At 65.5% G+C, this 26,244-nt stretch carries 27 protein-coding genes and 2 tRNA genes; 8 read left to right on the top strand and 21 right to left on the bottom strand.

Annotated features, from left to right (window positions below; all coding sequences use genetic code 11):
- Nucleotide 1: 1 nt before the first annotated feature.
- From QY049_RS23550 to QY049_RS23565, 4 genes are read right to left on the bottom strand one after another with little or no spacing between them, the layout of a single operon-like run.
- The gene (locus QY049_RS23550; protein ID WP_258764503.1) at nt 2-409 is read right to left on the bottom strand and encodes a thiol-disulfide oxidoreductase DCC family protein; all 408 of its coding nucleotides are present in this window, start codon (nt 407-409) and stop codon (nt 2-4) included.
- The gene (locus tag QY049_RS23555) at nt 409-1,728 is read right to left on the bottom strand and encodes an SDR family oxidoreductase (RefSeq protein WP_258764502.1); all 1,320 of its coding nucleotides are present in this window, start codon (nt 1,726-1,728) and stop codon (nt 409-411) included. The genes QY049_RS23550 and QY049_RS23555 overlap by 1 nt, the downstream gene beginning before the upstream one ends.
- A gap of 8 nt (nt 1,729-1,736) precedes the next feature.
- On the bottom strand, nt 1,737-2,204 hold the full coding sequence (locus QY049_RS23560) for a DUF2269 domain-containing protein (RefSeq protein ID WP_258764501.1): 468 nt from the start codon (nt 2,202-2,204) through the stop codon (nt 1,737-1,739).
- Nucleotides 2,201-3,100 carry a dienelactone hydrolase family protein gene (locus tag QY049_RS23565; RefSeq protein ID WP_258764500.1) on the bottom strand — a complete coding sequence of 300 codons (900 nt, stop codon included), beginning with the start codon at nt 3,098-3,100 and terminating at the stop codon, nt 2,201-2,203. The genes QY049_RS23560 and QY049_RS23565 overlap by 4 nt, the downstream gene beginning before the upstream one ends.
- 266 nt (nt 3,101-3,366) lie before the next feature.
- Here QY049_RS23565 and QY049_RS23570 point away from each other — a divergent pair, with 266 nt between their 5' ends.
- Nucleotides 3,367-3,876: a GNAT family N-acetyltransferase gene (locus tag QY049_RS23570; protein WP_194478867.1), complete on the top strand. Its 510-nt coding sequence runs from the start codon at nt 3,367-3,369 to the stop codon at nt 3,874-3,876.
- 199 nt (nt 3,877-4,075) lie between these two features.
- Nucleotides 4,076-4,612, top strand: coding sequence for an inorganic diphosphatase (gene ppa / locus QY049_RS23575; protein ID WP_194478866.1), 537 nt, complete (start codon nt 4,076-4,078; stop codon nt 4,610-4,612).
- 96 nt (nt 4,613-4,708) lie between these two features.
- On the opposite strand, the gene folD is transcribed toward ppa, so the two are convergent.
- The 3 genes from folD to QY049_RS23590 are packed head-to-tail and all read right to left on the bottom strand — an operon-like array spanning nt 4,709 to nt 6,254.
- A complete protein-coding gene (gene folD / locus QY049_RS23580; protein ID WP_258764499.1) occupies nt 4,709-5,593 on the bottom strand; it encodes a bifunctional methylenetetrahydrofolate dehydrogenase/methenyltetrahydrofolate cyclohydrolase FolD in 885 nt (294 codons plus the stop codon).
- Nucleotides 5,594-5,602: 9 nt separating this feature from the next.
- On the bottom strand, nt 5,603-5,929 hold the full coding sequence (locus tag QY049_RS23585; protein WP_194478864.1) for a DUF167 domain-containing protein: 327 nt from the start codon (nt 5,927-5,929) through the stop codon (nt 5,603-5,605).
- A 34-nt stretch (nt 5,930-5,963) separates the two neighbouring features.
- Nucleotides 5,964-6,254, bottom strand: coding sequence for a YggT family protein (locus QY049_RS23590; RefSeq protein WP_057740594.1), 291 nt, complete (start codon nt 6,252-6,254; stop codon nt 5,964-5,966).
- Nucleotides 6,255-6,455: 201 nt separating this feature from the next.
- Between QY049_RS23590 and QY049_RS23595 the strand changes: the two genes are divergently transcribed.
- Nucleotides 6,456-6,531 (top strand) — tRNA-Ala (locus tag QY049_RS23595).
- A 109-nt stretch (nt 6,532-6,640) separates the two neighbouring features.
- Here the strand turns inward: QY049_RS23595 and QY049_RS23600 are convergent.
- The 7 genes from QY049_RS23600 to QY049_RS23630 form a co-directional block, all read right to left on the bottom strand.
- The gene (locus tag QY049_RS23600) at nt 6,641-7,453 is read right to left on the bottom strand and encodes an enoyl-CoA hydratase (RefSeq protein WP_258764498.1); all 813 of its coding nucleotides are present in this window, start codon (nt 7,451-7,453) and stop codon (nt 6,641-6,643) included.
- A gap of 135 nt (nt 7,454-7,588) precedes the next feature.
- Entirely contained in the window at nt 7,589-8,383 is a 795-nt protein-coding gene (locus QY049_RS23605; RefSeq protein WP_258764497.1) for a glutamine amidotransferase, read from the bottom strand.
- 130 nt (nt 8,384-8,513) lie between these two features.
- A complete protein-coding gene (locus QY049_RS23610; RefSeq protein WP_194478861.1) occupies nt 8,514-9,293 on the bottom strand; it encodes an SDR family oxidoreductase in 780 nt (259 codons plus the stop codon).
- Nucleotides 9,294-9,523: 230 nt separating this feature from the next.
- Nucleotides 9,524-10,012, bottom strand: coding sequence for a TerB family tellurite resistance protein (locus tag QY049_RS23615; protein WP_301269969.1), 489 nt, complete (start codon nt 10,010-10,012; stop codon nt 9,524-9,526).
- 124 nt (nt 10,013-10,136) lie between these two features.
- On the bottom strand, nt 10,137-11,546 hold the full coding sequence (locus QY049_RS23620; RefSeq protein WP_194478859.1) for an adenylate/guanylate cyclase domain-containing protein: 1,410 nt from the start codon (nt 11,544-11,546) through the stop codon (nt 10,137-10,139).
- Nucleotides 11,547-11,596: 50 nt separating this feature from the next.
- The gene (locus QY049_RS23625) at nt 11,597-12,964 is read right to left on the bottom strand and encodes a cytochrome P450 (protein WP_258764495.1); all 1,368 of its coding nucleotides are present in this window, start codon (nt 12,962-12,964) and stop codon (nt 11,597-11,599) included.
- A gap of 50 nt (nt 12,965-13,014) precedes the next feature.
- Entirely contained in the window at nt 13,015-14,385 is a 1,371-nt protein-coding gene (locus tag QY049_RS23630; RefSeq protein ID WP_258764494.1) for a hydrolase, read from the bottom strand.
- A gap of 137 nt (nt 14,386-14,522) precedes the next feature.
- On the opposite strand from QY049_RS23630, the gene QY049_RS23635 reads away from it, so the two are divergent.
- A complete protein-coding gene (locus QY049_RS23635; protein ID WP_194478856.1) occupies nt 14,523-16,217 on the top strand; it encodes an MFS transporter in 1,695 nt (564 codons plus the stop codon).
- Between the two features lie 9 nt (nt 16,218-16,226).
- Here QY049_RS23635 and QY049_RS23640 read toward each other — a convergent pair whose 3' ends face one another.
- Nucleotides 16,227-16,442: a hypothetical protein gene (locus tag QY049_RS23640; RefSeq protein ID WP_194478855.1), complete on the bottom strand. Its 216-nt coding sequence runs from the start codon at nt 16,440-16,442 to the stop codon at nt 16,227-16,229.
- Between the two features lie 165 nt (nt 16,443-16,607).
- A complete protein-coding gene (locus QY049_RS23645) occupies nt 16,608-16,931 on the bottom strand; it encodes a hypothetical protein (RefSeq protein WP_258764493.1) in 324 nt (107 codons plus the stop codon).
- A 253-nt stretch (nt 16,932-17,184) separates the two neighbouring features.
- On the opposite strand from QY049_RS23645, the gene QY049_RS23650 reads away from it, so the two are divergent.
- Complete coding sequence (locus tag QY049_RS23650) at nt 17,185-18,252, top strand: polysaccharide deacetylase family protein (RefSeq protein ID WP_258764492.1); 1,068 nt, start codon at nt 17,185-17,187, stop codon at nt 18,250-18,252.
- A gap of 251 nt (nt 18,253-18,503) precedes the next feature.
- Here the strand turns inward: QY049_RS23650 and QY049_RS23655 are convergent.
- The 4 genes from QY049_RS23655 to QY049_RS23670 all read right to left on the bottom strand — a co-directional run bounded on the left by QY049_RS23655 (nt 18,504) and on the right by QY049_RS23670 (nt 22,514).
- Nucleotides 18,504-18,579, bottom strand: a tRNA-Thr gene (locus QY049_RS23655).
- A 100-nt stretch (nt 18,580-18,679) separates the two neighbouring features.
- Complete coding sequence (locus QY049_RS23660; protein WP_301269970.1) at nt 18,680-20,419, bottom strand: heme biosynthesis protein HemY; 1,740 nt, start codon at nt 20,417-20,419, stop codon at nt 18,680-18,682.
- 35 nt (nt 20,420-20,454) lie between these two features.
- Nucleotides 20,455-21,702, bottom strand: a complete 1,248-nt coding sequence (locus QY049_RS23665; protein ID WP_258764490.1) for a COG4223 family protein — start codon at nt 21,700-21,702, stop codon at nt 20,455-20,457.
- Nucleotides 21,703-21,767: 65 nt separating this feature from the next.
- Nucleotides 21,768-22,514 carry a uroporphyrinogen-III synthase gene (locus QY049_RS23670; RefSeq protein WP_258764489.1) on the bottom strand — a complete coding sequence of 249 codons (747 nt, stop codon included), beginning with the start codon at nt 22,512-22,514 and terminating at the stop codon, nt 21,768-21,770.
- Between the two features lie 151 nt (nt 22,515-22,665).
- On the opposite strand from QY049_RS23670, the gene tsaD reads away from it, so the two are divergent.
- From tsaD to QY049_RS23685, 3 genes are read left to right on the top strand one after another with little or no spacing between them, the layout of a single operon-like run.
- On the top strand, nt 22,666-23,739 hold the full coding sequence (gene tsaD / locus QY049_RS23675; RefSeq protein ID WP_258764488.1) for a tRNA (adenosine(37)-N6)-threonylcarbamoyltransferase complex transferase subunit TsaD: 1,074 nt from the start codon (nt 22,666-22,668) through the stop codon (nt 23,737-23,739).
- Nucleotides 23,740-23,741: 2 nt separating this feature from the next.
- On the top strand, nt 23,742-24,722 hold the full coding sequence (locus QY049_RS23680) for an NAD(P)H-dependent glycerol-3-phosphate dehydrogenase (RefSeq protein ID WP_258764487.1): 981 nt from the start codon (nt 23,742-23,744) through the stop codon (nt 24,720-24,722).
- 2 nt (nt 24,723-24,724) lie between these two features.
- Nucleotides 24,725-25,138 carry an EVE domain-containing protein gene (locus tag QY049_RS23685; protein WP_258764486.1) on the top strand — a complete coding sequence of 138 codons (414 nt, stop codon included), beginning with the start codon at nt 24,725-24,727 and terminating at the stop codon, nt 25,136-25,138.
- A 3-nt stretch (nt 25,139-25,141) separates the two neighbouring features.
- On the opposite strand, the gene QY049_RS23690 is transcribed toward QY049_RS23685, so the two are convergent.
- Complete coding sequence (locus tag QY049_RS23690) at nt 25,142-26,233, bottom strand: adenylate/guanylate cyclase domain-containing protein (RefSeq protein ID WP_258767096.1); 1,092 nt, start codon at nt 26,231-26,233, stop codon at nt 25,142-25,144.
- Between the last annotated feature and the right edge of the window lie 11 nt (nt 26,234-26,244).

Here is a 26,244-nt window from a genome sequence, read left to right on the forward strand (position 1 = left end):
GCTACTCGATCACGCGCGCCCGCAGCTCCGCATCGGGCACGAAGCACGCGTCGTACTTCCCGAAGATGCGATAGCGGTTGCGCGCGATGAGGCTGTAGACGCGGTCGCGCAGCGGCTTCGGCACGGCGAACAGCATCCGCACCCAACCCCAGCCGGGAAGCTGCGACAGCACTGTCAGCGCGGCGTCCGATTTCACGAACGCTTCGCCGCCGTGGACGACGGCATTGGTATCGGGATCGCCAGGATCGATCCCGAAGGCGCGCGCGAGCTTCGCGCCATAGTCCGACTGGATCGGCGTGAAGCGAAACCGCTTGGCTGTGTCGCGCGCCGCTACGAACCTCACCCAGCGCGAGCAGAAGATGCAGACGCCGTCGTACAGGATCACGTCATCGTCGGACCACTTGCTCATTAGCGATTATCCAGCGTCAAAAGCGCGACCAGCATCAGCACGATCGCAGGCACGGTCTTCACCAACGCACCGAGCGGCTCGATCCAGAGATCCGGTGTCAGGATTGCCGCGCCGAACATATAGCCGAGCGAGGCTATGATGCTCGCAGCCAGGCCGACCGCAGCCGTGCGGCGGAAGGCGATCAGCACGCCGATACTCATGTCCATCAGGCTGGTGCCGATGGTGACGGGATCGACCAGCGCGGGCGGGAAGTCGTGCGCGGTCAGGATACCGGCAGCAGCGCGGTAGGACACGAACAATGCGATGAAGCCGGACACCAGCCAGAACGCGATCAGGCTGGCAAGGATCAGCGCCTTCATCAGGAACAGCCGCGCAAACCATTTGTCCTGGATGGTGGCGGGATGGCGCCCGATCGTGTCAGCCAGCGTTTTCGGTACGATCCCCGTGGCGGCGGTCCAGGCCGAGGGATCACCCGTTACGCCGCGGCGCAGCTCGGCGATCGCGGTGGAGCGCATCGGCGACATCCAGCCGAGCGTGCTGGCGAGATCACCAAGTCTTGCGCCGAGATCGAGCATGAAGGGCGGCATCGCGACATGCGGCCAGCCGGCCGTGCCGAAGACAAATCGGAATTGCTCGATGACACCGGCCATCGTGATCGGCTCGGATTGCATCAAGTCCCAGTTCACCGCCTTTACGGACTTATCTTCGATATCGCGCGCCGCGAGCCAGGCGATGGTTGCGGAGATATCATCGACTGCGACGGGCTGGAATGGCGTCGCCATCTCCTTAGCCGGAAGATCCGGCGGGAGGGCCGCAAGCGCGCGCAGCATCGCGCTGCCGCCATAGGCTGACGGCGCCACCACGAAACCGGGCCGCATGATGGCGTGGGGAATGCCCGATGCCGCAATCAGCCGCTCGGCTTCGCGCTTGGTCGTGGCGAAGGCAGTGCGATCGGCTTCCGCAGTGCCGGGGATCGAGATATGCACCAGCCGGATCGCGCGGCCGCTGCCGGCGATGGCCTGAAGCAGACGCGCAACCAAATCGCGATGCACGGCGCTGGTGTTGCCGCCGGGCCCGTCCTGGAGCACACCGAGGCAGTTGACGACGACATCCACGGCATGCTCGCTCATCAGGCGCATCAGCGCGGCCGTATCGAGCGTCAGGATCGGCAGCTCGAGATCGAGCGCGCTCATCCTCTGCGCCGGCGACAGCTTTCGTGCGAGACCAACCACGCGAAACCCTCGCGCGCGCAGGTCATCGGTGATGAAGCGGCCGATCAAACCGGAGGCGCCAAGCACAAGAATGGTTCGCTGGGTCATCGCGCCCTTCAAAATGGTTTTGCGATCATCAGCCAGAGGATCAGCATCGAGGCGCCGAAGCCGGGGAAGCCGAACGCAAACCAGCGGCGAAATAGCACGAAGTAGCGCGCAGGCAACGCGCTGCGCTGTTCGGCAGCCTTGCGCGCGAGATCGCGCATCTCGATCTGCATGAAGACGACGGGGATCCAGAACATTCCCGCGACGGCGTAGAGCGCGAGCGAGGCCAGTAGCCAGCGCTCGGCGATCGATGTGGCCGACAGCATCATCAATAGGCCGCCGGTGACCGGCTGCAGGATCACGGCCGACAGCGTGAAGATCGCATCTGCAATCACCACCACCGACGCCGTGCGCGCGATGAACTCCGCATGACCGGTGCGATGCGCCATCAGCATGAAGAAGGCGATACCGGTTCCGGTGCCGAGGATGACGATGGCGCCGAGCACATGCAGATATTTGACCAGGAAATACAGCGTCATCGCTTTTTGGTCGCCCCGGGCGCTAGCAGGTTCAGCGCCCGCGCGAGTTCGCTGCCTGCCGCTTTAACGCCAGCCTCGGTCTCGATCATCCAGTGCCCCTCGCTGCCGACGGCCGGCAGCGTGCGAAAATCGTCCTTGCCGCCGCCGCTGCGAAATGCATCCGCCAAGGTCTTCGAAAACGTCGGCGCAAAATAGCTGTCATTGGCTGCAACCAGCGACGTGACGGGAATGTGCGCCGCCTTGCCGAATTCGGTAGCCGCGCCAAGCAGCGTATGGGGCGCACAGATCTTGTTCGGTTCGTCGTTGGCGTGGCCGCCACGTCCGGGCGCAAATGCAATAATGGCTGAAATCTCTTTCGGATCGCCATTCGCCAGCGCCAGCGCGCCCCAGCCACCTGCTGAATGTCCGATCACGACGGCGGCATCCATGCGAATAAAATCCTGCTTCCGCAGATAATCGAGCGCGAGCGAAATTTCTTCCGCCGTGGCGCGGCCGGCGCGTGCGTAATCCGCCTCGTCGCAGCCGCCCTGGTCCTCGGCATAGCGGCCGCCGGTGGCACCATGGCCGAGGCGCTCCGGCACCAGCACGGCGAAGCCGCGTGCGACGAGAAACCCTGCGAGTGCGCGATATTCCGGCTGCGGCATCTGCGCACGGCGGAGCACGTTCTGCGTCGACGCATGCGCGATCACTGCAAGCCGGAACGGGCCCGCGCCGGCGGGACGAAACAACAACGCACGCGCGGCAATGTCGGTGTCCGGCGACGGCACGCGCCATTCCTGCCGGCGTAACGGCTCACCCTCTGGTCCCGATGGCCCAAACGTGACCCCCGCGCACACAGGCGACGCAGTCAGCAGAACCAGCAGAGGCAGGAACGCAAGCGCGTTGAAGAGCCGCATGAATTGCCGAAGGCGAGCACGGACAACGACGGCCACACTAGTAGGAACGAATCATTTGGGGCGGACTTTCTGCGCTGCCATCGCCGTTCATTCGTTGTCGCAAAGCCGTTTTGCACCGACGTACGGCACGCCGGCGCCGTTCGACGCGGCCGCTTGTCTTTTTTCGGTACAACATAGTGAAAATACTGATGCAGAAAGTCCACAGGTTAACCGATAATTAACGATAGGTCTTGCCGCCGGCGCGGCGACTTGGTTTGATCGCCTTCATGAGCACAACCCTGATCGAGGTCCGGCCGGCCAAAGCTGCAGATGCAACTGCGGTGGCGTCCACCCATGACGAAGCGTGGCGTTCTGCCTATCAGGGCATCATTCCCGGCGCCGAGTTGGAAAAGCTGATCAACCGTCGCGGTCCGCAGTGGTGGGACAGCGCAATCCGCAAGGGCAGCCGCGTCAGCGTGCTCGTGTTCGGCGACAAGATCGCGGGCTATGCGAACTACGGCCGCAATCGTGCCCGCAGCCTGCATTTCGACGGCGAGATCTACGAACTCTACCTGCGTCCGGAATTCCAGGGCCTCGGCTTCGGCCGCCGCCTTTTCACCGCCGCCCGCCGCGACCTCATGCAGAGCAATCTGAAGAGCATGGTGGTGTGGGCGCTTTCGGACAACGATCCCGCCACCGAGTTCTACCGGGCCCTGGGTGGCCGGATGGTGGCGCGCTCCTCGGAGCGATTCGGACCGAAGTCGCTCGACAAGGTCGCCTTCGCCTGGGCCAACTAAGGTTCGGACCGATTTGAGCTGCTGACGCCTTAAGCCGCAGCACTTCCCATCCGTCGATACCATCAGCCTGTTGCGCCGGTGATCGCGGGATTCATTTTTTCACAAAAACACGATGGATCAGCGGGCCAAGCCCGCGTATGACAGCGCCGAAAATCGCTGCCGGGCGAGATTTAACTTCGGCAATAACGGAGCTTTTCTAATGCGTATCGATGCGGTCTCGATCGGGAAAAACGTCCCTGAGGACGTCAACGTCATCATCGAAGTCCCCGTGGGTGGCGAACCGATCAAATACGAGATGGACAAGGAGGCCGGCACGCTGGTGGTCGACCGCTTCCTCTACACGCCGATGCGTTACCCCGGTAACTACGGCTTCATCCCGCACACCCTGTCCGACGACGGCGACCCCTGCGACGTGCTGATCGTCAACACCCGCGCCATCATCCCCGGCGCCGTCATGAGCGTGCGCCCGGTCGGCGTGCTGTTCATGGAAGACGAGGCCGGCGGCGACGAGAAGATCCTGGCGGTGCCGTCGTCGAAGCTGACGCAGCGCTACGACAAGGTGAGGTCGTATTCCGACCTGCCCGACATCACGCTGCAGCAGATCCAGCACTTCTTCGAGCACTATAAAGATCTCGAGAAGGGCAAGTGGGTGAAGATCACGCGCTGGGGCGGTCCCGAGGAAGCGCAGAAGCTGATCCTCGAAGGCATCGAGCGCGAGAAGAAGAAGAAAGCGTGATCGTCATTCCGGGGCGCGCCTTGGCGCAAACCAGGAACCCAGAAGTTATGGCGCGAAATTCCGGGTTCGATGCCACGCATCGCCCCGGAATGACAACTACACCGTCGGCTTCGGCAGGCCCGCAATCGCGCAGGCCGCGCGCAGCGTATTCACCAGCAGGCAGGCGACGGTCATCTGGCCGACGCCGCCTGGCACCGGCGTCACCGCACCGGCGACTGCGAGCGCTTCCTGATAGGCGATATCGCCGACGAGGCGGGTCTTGCCGTCGTCCTTCGGAATGCGGTTGATGCCGATATCGATCACGGTCGCACCCGGCTTCAGCCAGTCGCCGCGCACCATCTCGGGCCTGCCGACCGCGGCATAGACGAGATCGGCCTGCTTCACGATCCCAGGCAGGTCGCGCGAGCGCGAATGCGCGATCGTCACCGTCGCGTTCTCGTTCAGCAGCAATTGCACCAGCGGACGGCCGACCAGATTGGAGCGGCCGATCACGACGGCGTTCATGCCTTCGAGGGAAGGGTGAACGCTCTTGGTCAGGATGATGCAGCCCAGCGGCGTGCAGGGCGACAGCGCCTCGAAGCCGCCGGCGAGACGGCCGGCATTGTTCGGATGCAGGCCGTCGACGTCCTTGGCGGGATCGATGGCGTTGATCACGGCCTCGGTGTTCAAGCCCTTGGGAAGCGGCAGCTGCACGAGGATGCCGTGTACGGAGGGATCGCGGTTGAGCTTCGCGACCACCGCGAGCAAGTCTGCCTGCGAGACGTCCGCCGGCAGCTTGTGCTCGAACGAGGCCATGCCGGCCGCCTGGGTCTGCGTATGCTTGGAGCGGACATAGACTTCGCTGGCGGGATCATTGCCGACCAGGACCACGGCGAGGCCCGGCACCAGATTGTGATCGCGCTTGACGCGGGCGACTTCCTCGGCGACGCGTGCGCGAAGGTCCGCCGCGATGACTTTTCCGTCGATGATCTTGGCCGTCATGTCAGTTCCCTAATTCTTCGATTTGACCGACGCGAGCGCGCGCAGTGCTTCGTCAAGTCGTGCCGGATCGCCCGCGATGGCCACCTGCTTCAGCCGCGACGTCGCTCCCGACAGGAGACTGACGCTGGCCTTGGGCACGCCGAGCGATTTCGCCAGCAACGCCAGAACGGCGCGGTTGGCCTCGCCGCCATCGGCGATGGCACGCACGCGCACCTTCAGCACGCTGCGGCCGTCGGACATCTGCTCGATCCCGTCGATGCCGTCACGTCCGCCACGCGGAGTCACTCGCAACGCGACGCTGACGCCTGTGGTGGATGTACGCCAGGGTTCGGTCAAGCGGCCATCAAGGCTCCATCATGGTTCCGCCGGCCTAGGGCACGTTCGGATAGACGTACTCGGCAAGATAGAGCTGGATCAACCACAGTATGAAGAAGGCGACGATCGGGGAGATATCGAGACCGCCCATGCTGGGCAGCCTGCGCCTGATAGGCCCCAGGACCGGTTCGGTAATCCGATAGAGAAACTCCGCGATCGCCCCGACGAACTGATTGCGGGTGTTCACGACGTTGAACGCGATCAACCAGGACAGGATTGCCGATGCGATCAGCAGATAGATGTAGAGATTGATGATCTGGATCAGAATGAAGACTATCGGGCGCATCAGCGAAACACTCTCTGGGCCGGTGTCATTGGGACAGTGTCATGGGGTGATCATCGCTAGATATCGGTTCCCCCCGGCCCAAACAAGGGAAGTCGGTGCCGGAATGGCTAAAACCCAGTTACACCCGTCCTTGACTTGACCTTGGCGGGGACTTAAATGGCGCCCGGTTGTCGGCCGCGTTTACCAGAGCGGCCAGCAAAAGGGGCCATAGCTCAGCTGGGAGAGCGCGTCGTTCGCAATGACGAGGTCGGCGGTTCGATCCCGCCTGGCTCCACCACGCTTCGCCCTTCGGGCTACGCGTGGCGCAGCCACGGGGAGCCTGACGGGCGAAGCGTGGTGTCCGGCGTAGCCCGAAGGGCGAAGCCGGGCTCTGACTGATGACCCCCCTACTTCCCGGCAAACCTCGGCGGCCGCTTCTCCATGAAACTCGCGACGCCCTCCCTGAAATCACTGCCGTTGAGCGCCACCATCATCTCCCGGTTGGCCTCGATCGTGGCCTCGGCGAGCGTCTGGAACGGCACCTCGTAGAGCTGCCGCTTGATCACGGCCATCGCGCTCGGCGAAACGAAATCGGCGAGGTCGCGGGCATAGGCGTAGGTCTCCTCACGCAATTTCTCGGGCGGGCAGAGCCGGTTGACCAGTCCGATTCGCAGCGCCTCGTCGCTTCCCACGCGGCGTGCCGAGAGCAGCAGATCCATCGCGTTGGCGTGACCGACGATGCGCGGCAGCATCCAGCTGATGCCGTGCTCGGCAATCAGGCCGCGCCGCGCAAAGGCCGTCGTGAACACGGTATTGTCGGCGGCAAAGCGCAGGTCGCAATAGAGCGCGTGGACAAGACCGATCCCCGCGGTAGCGCCGTTGAGCATCGCGATGACGGGCTTTCCGATCGACGGATAGAAGCCGTAGCGCGTCTGCCAGTCCGGCCGGCGGTTCATGTCGAAGGGCGGCAGGTTCGAGGCGCGCCTGACGTCATTGGGATCGAGCCCCTTCAGGGCATCCATGTCGGCGCCGGCGCAAAACGCCCGGCCCGCGCCTGTCAGCACGATGACGCGGACATTGTCGTCGGCGCTCGAGGCTTCCATCGCGTGACGCACGTCGCGCTCCATGATGGGCGTCCACGCATTCATGCGATCGGGACGATTGAGCGTGATGGTCGCGATCTTGTCGCTCACCTCATAGAGAATGTGTTCATAAGCCACCGCGCTCTCCCTTGATTGCCGGCACGCGTTCGCGCGCGCTCGTTAGGAACGAGCCTAGCATATCCAGGAGTGAGGCGAGGACTTGCGCCAAGTATCCGCACCGAGGATCTCCGCCAAGAACCGGCGAAGGCGCGATTACTCGGCGGCTTGCGCCAGCACCGGCCGGCGCGCCAGCCAACCATCGATGAAATGATCGAGCCAGGCGCGTTCCGCCGCGTCGTAAATCGCGCGGTCTGCAAAATGATGGTGCCGCTCGCGCGCGCCGGGCGCGCTGAGACCGTCATAGCCGCGCGTGGTCCAGCAATGCATCATGGCGTAAGTCACGTCGGGATGAAACTGCACGCCGAAGGCATTGCCCGTACGGAACGCCTGGATCGGAAAGTCATCGCCTTCCGCCAGCAATTCGGCGCCGCGCGGCAGCTGAAATCCTTCGCGGTGCCAATGATAGACCTGAGCCGGCCAGTCCGGACACAACGCGTGACCGGCCTGTGTGGGGCGGATCGGGTAGTAGCCGATCTGGGTCAGCGCCTGCGCATGCGGCGCGACGCGCGCGCCGAGCTGCATCGCCAGCATCTGCGCACCGAGGCAAATGCCGAGGAACGGCCGCTGCTCGCGAAGCGGAATTTCGATCCAGTCGATCTCGCGGCGGATGTAGTCGTCCGAATCATTGGCGCTCATCGGACCGCCGAACATCACGGCCCCGGCATGCCGGTCGAGCGTATCGGGCAGGGGATCACCGAAGCGCGGTCTGCGGATATCGAGACGATGGCCGAGCGCGCGCAGTGCGTTACCGACGCGGCCGGGCGTCGAGGATTCCTGATGCAGGACGATCAGAACCGGGAGGAGGGGTTCGGAGGCGGTCGCGCTCGGCGTCCTTCGGGGGAAGGGCACCAATTCCGCGCCACCAAACCTGTTGGTCCGAAACGACATGGCCTTTTGCGAGTGCTATCGGTTCAAGCCGCCAGCATAGCTAAGCGCTGGTTAACATCGTGTGAGTTTGCGCACACACGCCCCCATCCTGAAGCAAGCTCCGGGCCACTACGGAGACTTGAGGCTTTCTTCAATTCCTCTGTCGCTGGAACCGGCTGGTGGCAGACAGGATGAAGCCGCGCGGGAAGAAGCGCAGCGCGAACGGCACAATCTTGATGCCGAGCCCTGGCAGCACTGCCCTTTTGTTCGCCATCAGCCCGCGATAGGCCTGCCGCGCGACGTCGGCAGCCGGGACGTTGAGAATGGCCGTATCATGCCCGGCGCCGACGCCGGCGCGTCCCTGGAATTCGGTCTGCACCGGCCCCGGGCAGAGCACGGTGACGCGAACGCCGCGCGGCGCGAGCTCCGCCCGCAATGCCTCGGTGAGCGAAATCACATAGGCCTTGGACGCGTAATACACGGCCATGCCGGGGCCCGGCAGGAAGCCCGCGACGGAGCCGACATTGAGCAGGCCTCCCTTGTTCCTGATGAGCTGATCGGCGAAGCGCAGCGACAGATCGGTCAGCGCCCGGACGTTGACGTCGACAATACCAACCTGCTCGTCGCGGTCGCGCTCGATGGCATCGCCGAACACGCCGAAGCCGGCATTGTTGACGAGATTGTCGAGCTCGACCTCTTCGGCAGCGAGCGCGGCGGCGATCCGCTCGCCAGCATCCGATTGCTGGAGATCGCAGGCGATCACGATCGGCTTCTTGCCGCATGTGGAGGTGAGCTCGTTCGCGAGCGCCTCGAGCCGGTCGGCGCGTCGCGCCGTCAGCGCCAGCCGGTGTCCATTAGCGGCAAACACGCGCGCCAGCTCCGTGCCGATGCCCGCCGAGGCACCGGTGATCAATGTTACCCGCTCAGTCACGATCGCAGTCTCTTGAATTGAATTTTTTGGCCCCGTAATGGCGGGAACTGGAGCATAGGCCGCGCGCGGCAGGCAAGCGGCGCTGGCAGCATGGCTGCCTGATCGACCGACAGGGACTGCGGGAAAATCGCGATTTTACAGGGACATCCGGAACCGGGACGTTCGGCGGCTACATTAAAGTTTTGTCATGTGGTCGATACAACCGGCAATCATGCGGCATTGGCGATCACTCAGCCGCCGAGAGCGCCATCCTTGACCTGACCGCCAGTCCGGTCCGCGACGGCATGCTTGAGATCGATCCGGTCGCGTTGGGAAATCCCGAGCAGGTCGGAGGCGCGCCAGACGACATTGTCCTCGAATTCGGTGACCTGGCCATCGGCATAGACCAGCTCCCACATCATCTGGACGATGCGCTTGCGGCCCTCCTCGTCGAGCGAGCGCATGATGACGCTGGTGAAGTGATAGAGGTCAACCGCCTCGCCCTCGACCTGGGTCGCATCCGCGATCAGCCGGTCAGCCGTACCGCGATCGAGCTTGAAATGGCTTTCGATCAGGTTGTGCAGCTTGCCCTTTTCGGCGGCCGACGGCTGCCCGTCCAGCGACACCACGTGGACCAGCAGCGCGGTGGCCGCGAGCCGGTAGTCGCTGTCGCCGAAGGCGCGGTCCTGGGCATGGGGGGCAACAATGTCGGCGATGAATTGGCGCAAGCCGTCGAGCATAAGGTCCTACCGAAATCGATGGCACCGCGAGAAGCGCGGTCGCCAGCAGCTTTATATGAGCGGGAAACTCAACCGGCGCAACGTGCGTCGGTTCCGCGCGCTGCATTACGTTTCGGCAATCTGTTCACGGTATCTCGTACACCACCATCTTGTCGGCGATCCCGCGGAGGGCCGCCCGCTTCTGGATCGGCTTGATCTCGCGCCGATGAAGGATCTCGGCAACCGCCGGCGCATCCAGCACCGGGCCGGTGATGTGGATCTCCTGCGCGGTCGACAGGCTCTGCACGCGTGCGGCGATATTGACGGTCTGACCGAAATAATCCTGCCGCTCGTTCAGCATCACCGCAAGGCACGGGCCTTCGTGGATGCCGATCTTGAGAACGAGATCGTTGGCGCCGCGTTGCTTGTTGAGATCATCCATCGCCGCGCGCATGCGCAGCCCCGCGGTAATTGCATGCTCAGGCCTGACGAAGGTCGCCATGACGGCATCGCCGATCGTCTTCACGACGGCGCCTTTCTCGGCGGCGATGATCTCCAGCAGCGCCCGAAAATGCGCCCGCACCAGGTCGAAGGCGCTGAGGTCGCCGACCCGCTCGTACAGCGCCGTCGAACCCTTCAGGTCGGTGAACAGGAACGTCAGCGACGTGATCTTCAACCGCTGATCGACGTTGAGATTGTCGGCCTTGAAGACGTCGCGGAACGTCTGGTTCGACAGCATTCTCTTGGCGGTCAGGATCGGCTTGCGCTTGCCGATCATCTCGTGCAGCGCGTCGGCAGCGATCCAGACCGAGGGCAATACGCGATTGCCCGATTGATTTTCGAGTGTAAGTCGCAATGGCCCCGGGCGCACCACGGTGGTCCCCGTCGGCGCCTCCAGCTTGTTGAACATGATCGAAAGCTGCTGGCGTTCGCTCGTCGGATCACCCTGGACATCGAGGAAATGGGCGGAATGGGTGACCGGCTCGAAGACGATGATGAACTGGCTCGGCAGGTTCAGCGACAGGATCGCCTTTTCGCCGGCGGGCAGTTCCAGCGCTTCGAGCGTCACTTCGTTGATCAGGCGCGAGAACGCCTCTTCGTTGATGTCGACGCCGGAGCTCCAGAACATCTGCCGCACATATTCCCAGATAGGCAGGGTGTCGGGATCGTGAGCACCGATGCGGCGTACTCGCGGGCTGACGGTAAAGGCCACCTCGACCATCTCGTCGACTGACGCCTCGTATCCGGCTGCACAGAGCGCGCAATTGTAGTCCTCGTGCTTCAGCGATTTCAGCGTCGCATGCGCGCCCAAAACCCCGCCGCAGCCGGGACACAGCACGTTCCAGCTCATGTCGAACAGGCCGAGCCGCGAGGCGTGCAGGAGCCCGGAAATGACCTTCTCCTGATCGAGCCCGGTACGATCGGCAAAATCCAGGGCATTGATGCGATTGAGATCGCGATCATGCCCATTGGCGATCAGCTCGGCGATGGCCTCGACGACGACCGGATCGGCGGTCTGCTTCAGAACGGAAAACTGGGCCTGGATGTCGCTCATGGCGCAACTCTATTTGGGGTGGATCACGCCGGCGGCCGGACGACCGCCCGTCATCGGCGCGTGATACGGAACATGGGTGAATGGTCCGGCTGGGTCGTGACGACGCCATATGGAATGACCGGCGCCTCGTCCGCCAGCCCGATGCGGAACGCGCCGATCAGCCGCGCCAGCGCCAGCACGGATTCGGCCTGCGCGAACGGCGCGCCGATACAAACGCGCGGGCCTGCGCCGAACGGCAGATAGGCAAAGCGATCGGGCGGCTCTTTCGACATGAAGCGTTTTGGGATGAACGCGTTCGGCTGATCCCACAGCTTCTCGTGCCGGTGCAGCAGCCAGGGCGCGATCATGATGATGTCGCCCCTGCTCACCTCGGCGCCAGCGACGTTGTCCTTGTCGCGCGCGGCCCGCGCAACAAGGAACGCAGGTGGATACAGCCGCATGGTCTCTTCGATCACGGCACGGGTGAATTTTTGGCGATCGATATCGGCCATGCTGTCGAGATGCTCGCCGCGGGTCTCGGAGGCAACCTCCTCCTGCGTGTCGGGATCGAGCGCCAGCAGATAGAGCGCCCAGAACAAGGCGGTCGCGGTGGTCTCGTGACCCGCCAGGATCATGGTTGCGACCTCGTCGACGAGTTGCTCGTCGGAAAAGCCCTTGCCGGTTTCAGGGTCCCGCGACTCGTCCATGAGATCGAACAGATCGCGCGGTGGGGCGCCGTCCTTCTTGCCCGCTGCCCGCCGCTCGGCGATCAGCCTCGCGACGAATTCGGTCCAGCGCGTACGGAAGCGGGCGCGCGCCCGATCCATCGGCGTCGGCCAGGACACCGGCAGCACCATGTCGAGGAAATAAGCCCGTCCGAGCCGTTCGCCATATTCCATGACGAAGTTGCGCAAGGTCGGGCCATGCCGATCCATGCCGAACGAGAACATCGTGCGTCCGGCAATCTCCAGCGTCATGCGCTGCATGATCTCGCGCAGATCGACCGGCTCGTTCGTGCGCGCATCCAGCTTCGCGATGGTCTCGTCGAGCACCGCCGTCATGTGCGGAACGAGGTTTGCGGTCGCGCGCGGGGTGAAGGCGGGCGCGAGCGTCCTGCGCTGATGCGTCCAGGCGTGGCCCTCGGCGAGCAGAAGACCCTCACCGAGCACCGGCCGCAGCATGCGGATGCCCGCCGGCGTCCGCGAGTAGTTCTCGTAATTGCTGAGCAGCACGTGCCGGATCGCATCCGGCTGATTCAGGATGAAGCTCTTGTGCAGGAAGAAGCGGCCCTGGATGATCTCTTCCTCGTAGGCGCGCTGCCCCCAGGTCGCAATCATGTTCTGCCGGATCACCGCAAGCCGGCCGAAGAATGACAAATTGTCCGGCGCGCGCGGTGGGGTCGGAGGGATGATGGGCCGACGCACGCTGGCGATATTCATGGCTCTCTCCCGCGGAGGTCGTCGCAGTAAGGGCTTGCACAGGCAGATAGCTAGTAAGTCAGCTCGGCAACCGCAATCCTGTTCTCGGAGGCCGGCCAGGCGCGTGCCACAATCCGTTCTTCATTGAATTCGGCCACGACGTTACGCCCGATCTCGCTGGCCGGAAGGCGCAGGGTTGCTGCCGCATCCGTGGGCACGCCCGGATGGACGTCGGCGGGCTCCTTGCCGTCGAGCAGGACGATGTCCCGCGGCAACCCGAAATAGCCGCGCGGACGCGACATGATCACGACCGCACCGGCATCCTTGTCCGCGGGGATGAACGGGCGCGCGGCGCGCAGATGCACGACGTCGGAGGAGCGCGGGAAGGGCGAACGGTAGAAATGCGTGATCGGGGCGTCCGGCGAGGTCAGGACGATTTCGAGCGGCGAGGTCGGATCGACCGTGGCCGGCCCCCAGCGGCCGTCGGCGCCCGTCGTCGAGCGGTGAACCACATCGCCCCTGCGTTCCCCGCTCTCACGGTCGACATGATGAATTTCCACCGTCGCCCCGGCCACCGGGCGGTTGGTCGGCACACCGTCGACCACGCCCGTGACCAATCCGCCGAGGCGGACGGTCTGCTCCGGCGTGATCGCGATGCGCGCCGGCTCGCGACCGGCGATGAATTTGTAGATCTCGCGGAACGCGCGCGGGTGATACGCCGTCTCGCGATGGTCGATCGTGCCGAGCACGAGATTGGTCGCGCCCTTCAGCTCCGGCCCCTCGGCGGTGACATTGGTCGGCACGCCCGGCTTGCCGATGAAGCGGCCGTCGGGCTGCGCATATTTGTCCATGCCATCGCTGCGCAAGGTGAGGAAGGCGACGCCCGGCGTCACCTCGCTCTCTCCCTCGTTCAAGCCGCGCAGGAAGGCCCCGCGTCCGTTGAACTCGCTGCCGAGCAGTGCATCGAGCGCGAACACGCCGTGATTGGGCGTGCCGCACAGCACGGCGTGGCTGACATCGCCCGCGCCGCCGTTCTTGATGACGTTGCGGATCGAATTGCCGCCGCGCGAATTGCCGACCAGGGCTACGCGCGCCGCACCTGTGCGGCGCTTCAACTCGGCGATGGCGGCAGCGAGCTCACGCCGCTGATCCTCGGTCGAGGAGCGGTTGGCCTGCTCGACCGTATCGTCGGCACGCGCCGTCGGATTGGTGAAATTGATCGCCATCATGCGGTCGCGCGCGATGCCGTTGGATTCCATCCGCCACAACGCGGTCATCCACAGCGCGTCGTAGTCGCCGTTGCCGTGGACGAACAGGATCGGCGGCACCTCGGTGCCTTGGGCCACGGAGGGCGTTTGTGCCAGCGCATGCGTCCGGAAGTTCGCAACCGCGAAAGCCAGCCCACCCGCACCTTGCAAGATCGTCCGTCGTGACAGCATCATCTGCTCCTCCCCGGTAAAACCATGTCTTTGCACCGCTTATAGCGGCCTAACCACTGGACAGCGAAGGACTTTCGCATGCATCACTGAAGCCGCCGGAATCATTGAAGCCATTTCTGCCAGACGACTTGGAAGAGGATATGACCGAGCAGACGAACCGCCAGAGACGTTCCGCCGACGCCATCACGGCCCCCCTGCGGTACACCGTATTCCGGCGCATCTGGCTCGCAAGCCTGCTCTCCAATCTCGGTCTCCTGATCCAGGGCGTAGGCGCCGCCTGGGCGATGACGCAGATGGCGGCTTCCGCCGACAAGGTGGCGCTGGTGCAGACCGCCCTGATGCTGCCGATCATGCTGATCTCGATGCCCGCAGGCGCCATCGCCGACATGTACGACCGCCGCGTCGTGACGCTGGTCGCACTCATGATCGCGCTGACCGGCGCATCGGCACTCACGATCCTCGCCGGGCTCAAGCTGATCGCGCCGGAATCGCTGCTGGCCTTCTGCTTCGTCGTCGGCAGCGGCAATGCGCTGTTCGGACCGGCCTGGCAATCCTCGGTCAGCGAGCAGGTACCGCCGGATGCGCTGCCGTCGGCGGTGGCGCTCAACGGCATCAGCTACAACATCGCGCGCAGCTTCGGTCCTGCGGTCGGCGGCGTCATCGTTGCCGCGGCGGGTGCAGTCGCGGCGTTCGCCTGCAACGCGATCCTCTATCTGCCGTTGCTCGTGGTGCTGCTGCTCTGGCGGCGGACCACGGAGCCGTCGCGCCTGCCGCGGGAGAAGCTCAACCGCGCCATGGTCTCGGGCTTCCGCTACATCACCAATTCGCCGCCGATCAAGATCGTGCTGCTGCGCACGCTGGTGATGGGCCTGATCGGCGGTGCGATCATGGCGCTGATGCCGCTGGTCGCGCGCGACCTGCTGCACGGCGGCGCGCAGACCTACGGCATCATGCTGGGCGCCTTCGGCATGGGCGCCGTGGTCGGCGCGCTCAACATCCACGAGCTGCGCAAGCGCATGAGCGGCGAGGCGGCGATCCGCGCCTGCACGCTCTCGATGGCGTTCGCGATGGCTGCGCTTGCCCTCAGCACCGAGCCGGTGCTGACCGCGGCCGCGCTGGTGCTTGCGGGCGCGGTCTGGATGGCCGCGGTGGCGCTGTTCAACATCGGCGTGCAGTTGTCGGCTCCGCGCTGGGTCGCCGGACGCTCGCTCGCCGCGTTCCAGGCCTCGATTTCCGGCGGCATCGCGATCGGCGCCTGGGGATGGGGCCATCTCACCGACTACGCCGGCGTCGAGGTCGCGCTGCTCACCGCCGCCGGCCTGATGCTGGTCTCGCCGCTGCTGGGAATCTGGCTGACGATGCCGCGCGTCGGCGCCCGCAACGAGGATGCCGAAGTACTCGCCGATCCCGAAGTCAAGCTGTCGCTGACAGGACGCAGCGGCCCGCTGGTGGTCGAGATCGAATATCGCGTCTCGCAGGAGAACGCGCGGGCCTTCCACAACGTGATGCAGGACGTGCAGCTGTCCCGGCAGCGCAACGGCGCCTATGGCTGGTCGATCGCACGCGACATCGCCGATCCGGAATTGTGGACCGAGCGCTATCACTGCCCGACGTGGTTCGATTATCTGCGCCAGCGCAACCGCTCGACCCAGTCCGAACGCGCGCTGCATCAGCAGGCGATCGATTTCCACGTCGGTCCCGAGCCGGTGCGGATCCGCCGCATGCTGGAGCGGCCGTTCGGCTCGGTGCGTTGGAAGGAAGAGACGCCGGACCGCGCCAGCGCCGAGGTATTGCCTGTCGTCGCGACCGCGGCGGGCAGCACCATCAGTCGCTAGCAGTGACCCTTACTGTCCGTGATCCGTCAGCACCTTGTCGCAGGCCTTGGTCAGCTTGGCACGGTTCTGCTTCAGGCAGGCGAGCACGGCGCTATCGCCATTGTTCATCACGGCGCGGCAATGACGCGTGACGTCGCGCGCGCAGGCGTCATGGCCGGGCTGCTGCTGCGCCGAAGCGCCCGATGCGCACAGAATCAAGGAAACAATGAAAAGAACTCTGGTCATCGCGTAATGCCTCGTACCCTCGATATGTGCGGGGGAAGCTAGTGCGACGATCCCAGGGCCGCAACGGCTTTATTGCCGGGCGGCCTGCGCCGGCCGATGGTCCCCGGCATTACGCCGGGGCACATCGCGCGGGAGCTTTGAAGCGCGACCTTTACTGACCGTCTTTTACTGACCATCCTGGGCGTCGGCGACCTTGCGAGAGGCGCCCTTGACCAGATCCTTGTCCATCACCGCGCGGCAGCCGGCGCTCAGGTCCGAGCGATGCTTCACCATGCACGCGGTGATCTTCGGAATGTTGGGAATTTCCGACGAGCACAGGCGGAAGGCGTCGCCGGTGCACATCTGCTGCGCCTCGGCGGAGAAGGCGAAGCTCGATGTGGTCGAGACGATCGAGACGATCGCGGCAAAGCCCAGAGCCAGGCTGGTGTCGCGGATCTTCGCCGTGAAGGACTTGGGGGTAAAGGACTTGGCGGTAAAGGACGTCGTCATTTGAAGCTCCCATTGGCGCCGCGGGTGCGCGGGCCCGTTGTTGATGGGAACGACCATGCTCCGGGAACATCCTTTCGACTGTGATGACCGTCACGGGCGGCCTACCCTCTGTGACCCCGGTCACTTTGGCGCGCCTGCCTGAAATTCCTCCGCAACCGCTGTCGTGTTGGTGTCACGTTAACTGTTCCTTCGCATTAATGGCCGGGCGCGCGGACATTCCGCTGGTTTGGTTGCGTATTTGGAAAGAGTAGCGATGCGTAATGCGTTGGGCCTGATGTTGGCCAGTGTCCTTGCGGCGGTCGTGATCGCCGGAGGCTGGTATTTTTATTCCTCGCGCTCCGATCAGGGCGCCCCCAAGACAACAGCCGCTCGTGCCGCCGATCCCCTGCCGGCACAGGCCAAGCTTGCCGCCAAGGATGACGTCGAGACCACCGCGACGATCGCGGGCAAGCCCGCCGCGCCTGCCGCCGCGCCCGCTCCTGCGCCGGCGCCGGCCGTGGTACCGGTTCAACAGTCGTCGACCTGCACCAATCCAAACGCACTGGGCGTCTCGCGCGTGGTCGAGATCGACACCACCGGCGGTCCGGGCTTTGGCTTCGAGCAGTACAAGCAGTTTGATTTCCTCGCCGACAAGGAGGTCGTGCTGACCTTCGACGACAGTCCCTGGCCGCACAACACGCCGGCCGTGCTCAAGGCACTCGCCGATGAATGCACCAAGGGCCTGTTCTTCTCGGTCGGCAAGCACGCCACCTGGCATCCGGAAATCCTTCGCCAGGTTCTGGCCCAGGGTCACACGGTCGGCACGCACACCTGGTCGCACCTCAATCTCGCCGGCAAGAAGATGACCGAGCAGCAGGCCAAGGACGAGATCGAGAAGGGCTTTAGCGCGGTGAAATGGGCGCTCGGCACCAATCCGTCGCCGTTCTTCCGCTTCCCGCAGCTGTCGCAGAACCCGGCACTGGTGAGCTATCTCGGCAGCCGCAACATCGGCATCTTCTCGACCGACCTCGACTCCTTCGACTTCCGCAAGGAGAGCACGCCGGACAAGATCATCAGCAACGTGATGACCAAGCTCGACAAGCTCGGCAAGGGCATCATCCTGATGCACGACTTCCAGAAGCGCACCGGCGAAGCACTGCCGACGCTGCTCGCGCGTCTCAAGGCCGGCGGCTACAAGGTCGTGCAGATCAAGGCGAAGACGACGTTCGACTCGCTGCCCGAGTATGACGAAGCCGTGCTCAAGGAATTGAAAGTGCCGGCGACCAATGCGACGAACGCACGCCCGGTGTCGAGTGTGGTGCAGACGATTTCGCAACGCTAGTCTAGGCGCGTCAGGTTTTCGACAAGCAAAATGGCCGGGCTCTGTCCGGCCATTTTCATTTTGGGAGGGGCGCGCCGCTTACCAAAAAGTACCGTGACGCTGCAGCCCGGCGATGATGCGGCCCTCGCTCCACCGCTTGTGCCCAGGCTTTTCGGCCTTCGCCGTCGTCTTCAGGGCAGGCCTGGTCGCGGCCGCTTGCGGTCCCAGTGGACATCGCCTGGCCTGTGGGCGATCGGATGAACGGAAGGGGCTGGTGCCGCAAGAGGGATTCGAACCCCCGACCCCGTCATTACGAATGACGTGCTCTACCGACTGAGCTATTGCGGCGAACCCTGCCGGGGCCCGGGCGATGCCGGCCCCGATACGCGCGCTCCTGATATCGGGCATGGCCCGAATTGGCAAGGACAAGCGGGAGGCGAAATGCGCCTCACGCGCCCCAGCGGGACCAGAATCCGCGCCAGCCGCCGGCCTGGGCCTTTGGCGTGCCGATTTGTTCCGTAAATTCGTCGCTCGGACCGTCGTCATCGATCCCGGGATCGTCAGGCGCACGGACGATCGGGATGACGGCCTGGATCGGCGCTTGTGCGGGCTTGCCGAGGTCGGCGCGGGTCCGAAACACCGGGGTTTCCGCCACCGGCGATGATTCGGCGACCTCAGGCGCCGGCTTGACCGGCTCCGCAAGCGTCACCGCCGCCTCTTCCTTGGCGGCTGGCGGCGCATTGTCCTGCGCGGCCGGAGCGGGGGTCGGAGCAGGTGCCGTCACGACAGGTTCCGCCGGCACCTCACTGGCCACCGTCACCCGCTTCGGCGGCGGAGCCGCGAGCATGGCTTCCTCGAAGGCGGAGGTCTCGATCGTCGTGCCCTTGTCCGAGGGCAGGCTCGCCACCGGCGTCTGCCACTGGAAAGCGTCGAGACGGCCGGTGACGGGAGACACCGGTCGCCAGCGGTCGCTGACATAGCCGTCCGCGGTCCAGGCCGGGTCGTGACGGGCGCGCACCGCACGCAAGGTCCAGGCGCGGGCGCGGCCGCCGTCGCCATGCTCAGTGCGTTCGAGCTCGGCCATCAGCAACGCCACGCGCTGGGTCGGATCGTTGACGTAGGGCGCGAGCACCTCGCGCGCACGGGCGAATTCAGTGGCATCGATCGCGGCGCGCGCGATCGCGAGCTGGCCCTCGACATGGCCGGCCTTGTCCGCCGGCGTTTTCGCCGCAAGGGTCTCCACCCGCTGCAAGCGCTGCCGCGCGGCATCGCCGAGTTTGACGTGCGCATAGGCGTCGGCAAGATCGGGGTGCGGATTGGCGAGCCAGGCGGCTTCGACCAGCTTCATCGCGCGGCGTACCTGATGGGCCTCGCTCTCGAACTTTGCTGCCAGCACGGCGGCCGGCACCAGGGTCGGCGCGAGCTTGACGGCTTCCATCACGCTCTCGCGCGCGACGTCGCGATCCATGGTCTCGAGCTCGAGCGCGCGAGCCGTCAGCAACACGCCGCGCTGCCTACGATAGGCCTGCTTGTCGATCAGGCCCGCCGACAGATTCGAATCGAGGATCGCCAGCGCACCGCTCCAGTCGCCGCGCGCACAGCGGAAACCGAGCACCGCGTGCGAGGCCCAGGTCGAGGACGGCGACAGCTTGATCGCCTCCTCCGCGATCATCACCGCGCCGCCCGCATCGTCGGCGCGCTGCGCCTCGATGAATAGGCCGCGCAGGCCCAGAAGCCGCGTATCCTCGCGCTCGGCCATGGCGCGGAAGGCGCGCTGTGCCTCATCGCGATTGCCCTCGAGCTGGGCCGACTGCGCATGCAGCAGCAGCGCGAGCGGGTCACCGGGCGCATGCCGTCGCGCCGCCTCGGCGTGACGGCGGGCCAGCGCAGTGTCGCCATGACCGATCGCGAGCAGGCCCTGGGTGATGGCGTGGCGGCCGCGCGCGTGACGCTTTTCATGCCGGCGGCTGCGTATCCGTCCGGGCATCCGCCAGATCGCGGTCAGAACGCTCCAGAGCAAGACGATCAGGACGGCGAATATGCCGAGGCAGAGCACGAACACCGGAATGCTCGGCGAGGCTCGCCAGCCGCCCCAGGTCAGCACGACATTGCCGGGCTGATCGGCAACCCAGGCCGCACCGGCGCCTGCGAGCGCAATCAGAACGAGGAAGAGGACGATGCGAAGCATGACTGTTCCTATACGCGCGGATCGTTGCGCGAATCCTATTGAGCGGGCTTGCTGAGACCAGCCAGCGCGTCGTCGGCGAATTTGCGGGACGCCGTGAGTGCGGCGTCTCTGGCATCGGCCTTGTCGAGCCACGCCTGCGCCGGCGCGCGATTGGTCTCGGGCAACGCCTTCAGCTCGCGCCGCGCCTCGACGAAATCGTTCCGCAGCGCCGCTGCGGTGATGCGCGTTACGATGGCGCCGCGATCGTTGCCGACCCCGTCGGTGCGCTCGATGCGGACGAGCTTCGACGCGCCCGCCTCAAGGCGCTCGACGATGCCGGCGCCAGCGGCTGGCGCCTCCGGCGGCGGTGACAACTTCGGCACGATGTTGAGGAGCTCGCGAGTCAGCACGACCGGCGTCGGAATGCCTGACGCAGCAAACGCATCGAGCGGTTTGAGCACGTCGGGCTTGGTTGTGAACGCCCGCGCAGCATTGAGCTGCTCTTCGTACGGATCGTTATGACGAACGGCGACGTCGAGCAGAGTGGCTGCGACCAGGTGGCGCAACGGCTTGTCGTCCACCGCCTTGGCATCGGCGATCTTTTCGCCTTGCTGCGCGAGCTCGGCGCGTGCGGTCGAGCTGGCACGTTCGAGCTGGGAGATGCGATCGCCGAGGGCTGCGAGGTCGGACGAGACCGACGAGTCACGCGGCGTGGATTTTTCGTTCACTGCGCTTGCAGTCTTGTCGGACTGCGTCCGCAAACCGGCCATGTCGCTGCGCAGGGCGCCGACGGATTTCTCCAGCGCATCGAGCCGCGCGACCATCGCCGGATCGACCGCGGGCTTGCCCGCCTTGGCTTCGACTGCCGCGACGCGACCGCTCAGTGCGTCGACAGTGGCGCTCGTCACTGGTGGCGCCGCAGGCGGGGCCTGCACCGCGGGCCAACCCAGCATCCAACCGACTGCGATCACGACCGCGGCCGCGGCCGCGCCGGAAAATGGCGCGATCACCCAGGGTGAAATGGCGGCGGGCGCAGCGGCGGCCTGCGTCTCCTCGCGCTGCGGCTCGACCTTGGTCGTTTCGGCCTTGGTTGTTTCAGCCTTGGCGGTCTCGACCTCGGCGTCTTGAGCCGCGGCCTGCTCGGAGCTTGCCTGCTCGCCCGATGGCTGCGCCTCCGGCTCGCCCGCCACATCCTGCGGCTGGGTGGAGACTTCGGTCGCCTCGAGATCGATGGTCGGCGGGGTGCGCTTGGCACGGCCGGACTCGGGAGCCAATCCTGCGTCTTCAGGCTTGTCGTCGGCCATCGTGACGGTTCCTCACACTTGCATACCAGAGACGAGCCCGATTGCGTCGGATTCGGCCCGTCCTCTTACGCCAAACGGGTCCGCAAAGCACGCTCCAAGGCGTCAAATAGGGCATTTTCGTCCGGGCGCGTGGCCACCAGAACCTGCGACGCACCGGCATCGCGCAGCACGCTGGCGACAGTCTCGGACAGGCAGCATTGTGGAATCGCCAGCGCGGAGATTTCGACGCCTTCGTCCCGCGCCGCATCCAGGAAGGCGCGCGCGCTGCGCCGGGAGTAATGCAGCACCGCCTCGATGCCATGCGCGGCAAAGCCTTCGCAGACCTCGCGCGGGAGAATCTTGACCGGGGCCATCCGATAGGTCGTCTGCGTGACCACGCTGAACCCGTCCGCGCCCAGCTCGCCGCCGAGATCCCGCGACAGATCGGCGCCCGCCAGATAAAGCAGCGTACTCTTTTTCTTCAGCACCTTGTCGCGCGCGCTCTGCATCACCTTGTCGCGCAAGGACGCGGCATCGCCACCGGCGACGATCACATCCGTAAAGCCGAATTCGCGCGCCACGGACGCCGTGTGCTCGCCGACCGCGAACAGCGGCAGCTCGACGAGCCCGAGGTCGCGCAATTGCGGCGCGACGGCACGGATCGCATTGGCCGATGTGGCGATGACGGCGCTGTAAACCGCCTCGCTCTCGTCATGGAAAGCGACCGGCTCGCACTTGAGCACCGGCGCGAGCAGCACCACATGCCCCCGCGCGCGCAAATTTTCCGCCGTCGCCTCATTGTCGGGATGCGGCCGTGTGACAAGAATGGACATCGCTTGTGTTCCCGAACCGCGTGGCGGCGACGCATTCGCGAGGGAGGACGGCGCGTGACGATTGCATAAGCCAACCCCGGAATGCTACCGCGTTACCAGAACTCTGCTTTCCGGATGAGCGCAAGGGCGCAAATTGGATAACAATTCGCCAATGCTGGTACTGGGCATCGAGACCACGTGCGACGAGACCGCGGCGGCCGTGATCGAGCGCGCGCCCAACGGGAGCGGCAAGATCTTGTCCAATATCGTGCGGTCGCAGGTCGAGGAGCACGCCCGCTTCGGCGGCGTCGTTCCGGAGATCGCCGCACGCGCCCATGTCGACCTGCTCGACGGCATCATCGATCGCGCCATGAGCGAGGCCGGCATAGGTTTCGCCCAGCTCGACGGCGTCGCGGCCGCCGCGGGGCCGGGACTGATCGGCGGCGTCATCGTCGGGCTCACCACCGCGAAGGCAATCGCGATGGTGCATGACACGCCGCTGGTCGCGGTCAACCATCTCGAGGCGCATGCGCTGACGCCGCGCCTGACCGATGGTATCGAATTTCCTTACTGCCTGTTCCTCGCCTCCGGCGGCCACACCCAGATCGTCGCGGTCACCGGCGTCGGCCAATATTTGCGGCTCGGCACCACCGTCGACGACGCGATCGGCGAGGCCTTCGACAAGGTCGCGAAGATGCTGGGCCTGCCATATCCGGGCGGCCCGCAGGTCGAGCGCGCCGCGACGAATGGCGATGCGACGCGCTTTGCGTTTCCACGGCCGATGCAGGGTCGCCCCGACGCCAATTTCTCGCTGTCAGGCCTGAAGACGGCCGTCCGCACCGAGGCCAGCCGACTCGCCGAGATCACGCCGCAAGACGTCAACGATCTCTGCGCGAGCTTTCAGGCCGCGGTGCTGGACTCCACGGCCGACCGGCTGCGCGTTGGCCTGCGGCTTTTCCGCGAGCAGTTCGGCGCGCCACGCGCGCTGGTCGCGGCCGGCGGCGTCGCCGCCAATCAGGCGATCCGCGGCGCCCTGTTTGACGTGGCCAAGCAAGCACAGACGCAACTGATCATGCCGCCTCCTGCGCTCTGCACCGACAATGGCGCGATGATTGCCTGGGCCGGCGCCGAACGCCTCGCCCTCGGCATCACCGATACGATGGAGGCGCAGCCCCGCGCGCGCTGGCTGCTCGACGCCAACGCCACTGCGCCGGCCGGTTACGGCAAGACGCGGGCGGGATACTAGCAATGACTGCGCTCCGCTCCGTCGCTGTGATCGGGGCCGGTGCCTGGGGCACGGCGCTGGCGATGGTGGCCGCGCGCGCAGGACGAAGCGTGACGCTGTGGGCGCGCAACGCCGAACACGCCGCGCGCATCCAATCGACCCGCGACAACCCGCGGCTGCCGGGCGTTCGGCTCGCGCCTGAGATTGCGGTGACGAGCAATCTGGCCCTCGCCGCGCGCGCCGACATGCTGCTGATCGCAGCGCCGGCGCAGCATCTGCGCGGCGCGGTGAACCTGCTGGCCTCGCACGTCACAAACTCTGTTCCGATCATCGCCTGCGCCAAGGGCATCGAGCACGGCACCCACAAATTCATGACCGACGTGATCGCGGAAGCCGCGCCGCATGCGATTCCTGCGATCCTGTCGGGCCCGAGCTTTGCCGACGACGTCGCCCGCGGCCTGCCGACGGCGGTGACGCTTGCGGCGAGGGACGAGCCACTGGCGAGCCAGATGGTCCAGGCGCTGGGCTCCGCGACCTTCCGGCCCTATCACACCACTGACGTTCGCGGCGTCGAGATCGGCGGCGCCGCCAAGAACGTGCTCGCGATTGCAGTCGGCATCTCTGTCGGACGCAAACTCGGCGCCTCCGCCCAGGCCGCGCTCACGACGCGCGGCTTTGCCGAGCTGACGCGGCTGGGTCGCGCGCTCGGCGCGCGCGGTGAGACGCTCACGGGCTTGTCCGGTCTCGGCGATTTGATCCTGACCTGTTCGAGCCCGCAGTCGCGCAATTTCGCACTCGGGCTGGCACTCGGGCGCGGCGAGCAGCCGCCGGCCGGCAAGCTGGCCGAAGGCGAATCCACCGCACCGGTGCTGATCGAGCTGGCCGCTTCGCAAAACGTCGAGATGCCTGTATCAGGAGCGGTCGCTTCGATCCTGAGCGGCAGGAGCACGATCGACGCCGCGATCTCGGGGTTGTTGACCCGCCCCTTCAAGGCAGAGGAATGAGCATGGCGTACTGGCTGGTGAAGTCCGAACCATCGGTGTGGTCCTGGGACCAGCAGGTCGCCAAGGGCACCAAGGGCGAAGCCTGGACCGGCGTGCGCAATTACACCGCACGCATCAATCTCGTGAACATGAAGAAGGGCGACAAGGCGTTCTTCTATCATTCCAACGAGGGCAAGGAGATCGTCGGCATCGCAGAGATCATCAAGGAGGCCTATCCCGACCCGACCGACAAGACCGAGAAATTCGTCTGCGTCGACATCAAGGCCGACAAGCCCTTGAAGACGCCGGTGACGATGGCCGCGATCAAGGCGGAGAAGAAGCTCGCCGACATGGCGCTGGTGAAATATTCGCGCCTGTCGGTGCAGCAGGTGACGACCGAGGAGTGGAAGCTCGTTTGCAAGATGGGCGGGGTTTAAGAGCTACGACGTCCGTGCTTGCGTCTCCGGCAGCGTCAGCACTTCGCACGGCGAGGCAATGCCGCGCAGCTTGTGCAGCCCGAGCGCGAGCAAAGGCATCTCCGTTTCGGCGGCAAGCGCGCCCGAGACCAGCACGGTCCTGCCGAGCGGCTTGCACAGGCCTTCGAGCCGGCTGGCGAGATTGACGGCGGGACCGATCGCCGTGAAGTCGAGCCGATTGGCCGCGCCGATATTGCCCCAGAGCATCTCGCCGAGGTGAAGCGCGGCACCGAACGCCAGTGGCGGCAAGCCCAGAGCGCCACGTTCCGCGTTGAGATACGCCATTCCGGCCTCGGCTGCGCCTGCAGCACGCAGCGCGGCCTCGCAGGCGCGACGCGGTGATGCCTCGACCACCGGAAAGATCGCGAGCACCCCGTCGCCGATGAATTTCAGCACCTCGCCGCCAAAGGCATGGACAGCGCCGGCGATGCGGTCGAACCAGGCATCGAGGGCGGCGATGACATCCGCCGGCTGACTATTTTCGGACAGAGTAGTGAAGCCGCGCAGATCCGCATAGAGCAGCGCAGCCTGGATGGTCTCGCCGAGATCGCGCCGCAGAGGTGCCGCCAACACCCGCTCGGCGCTGCGCTTGCCGAGATAGGCCTCCAGCGTCGCTCGCAATGTCGCGCGTGCAGCGAGCACAGCGAGCGGTGTCGCGGCAAAGCGCGCGGCCTGCCGCAATTGCCCGATTTCGTCTGATGTAAACGGCTGCGGCCCGATCCAGCCGAGCAGCGGCCCGTCGCGCCCGACAACGTCTTCATGCACGTCGCCGCCCGCGACGCCGCGCAGCCAGCGACGGCCGGCATCGTCAGGCAAATCGGGCGCCAGCCCGCCCGGCGCAAATCCCAGCGCCTCGATCACCCGGCCGTTGTCCGCGCGCCACAGCCATGTCCGCTTCGCGATCAGCGGGTGCGGCACCTCCAGGGTCAGGGCGCCCGCCGCAAGCGGCACGCCATCGGCGCGCAGATGCGCGCCGAGTTCCGCAAGCAGGCGATCGGCGCCGGAACTGTCCGAGGCGGCATCGACAAGCCAGGCGAGGGTCGGTGAGAGTTGCATGATCCGATGAT

Origin of the sequence: Bradyrhizobium sp. WYCCWR 13022 (assembly GCF_030435535.1) — a bacterium.
Lineage (GTDB): Bacteria > Pseudomonadota > Alphaproteobacteria > Rhizobiales > Xanthobacteraceae > Bradyrhizobium.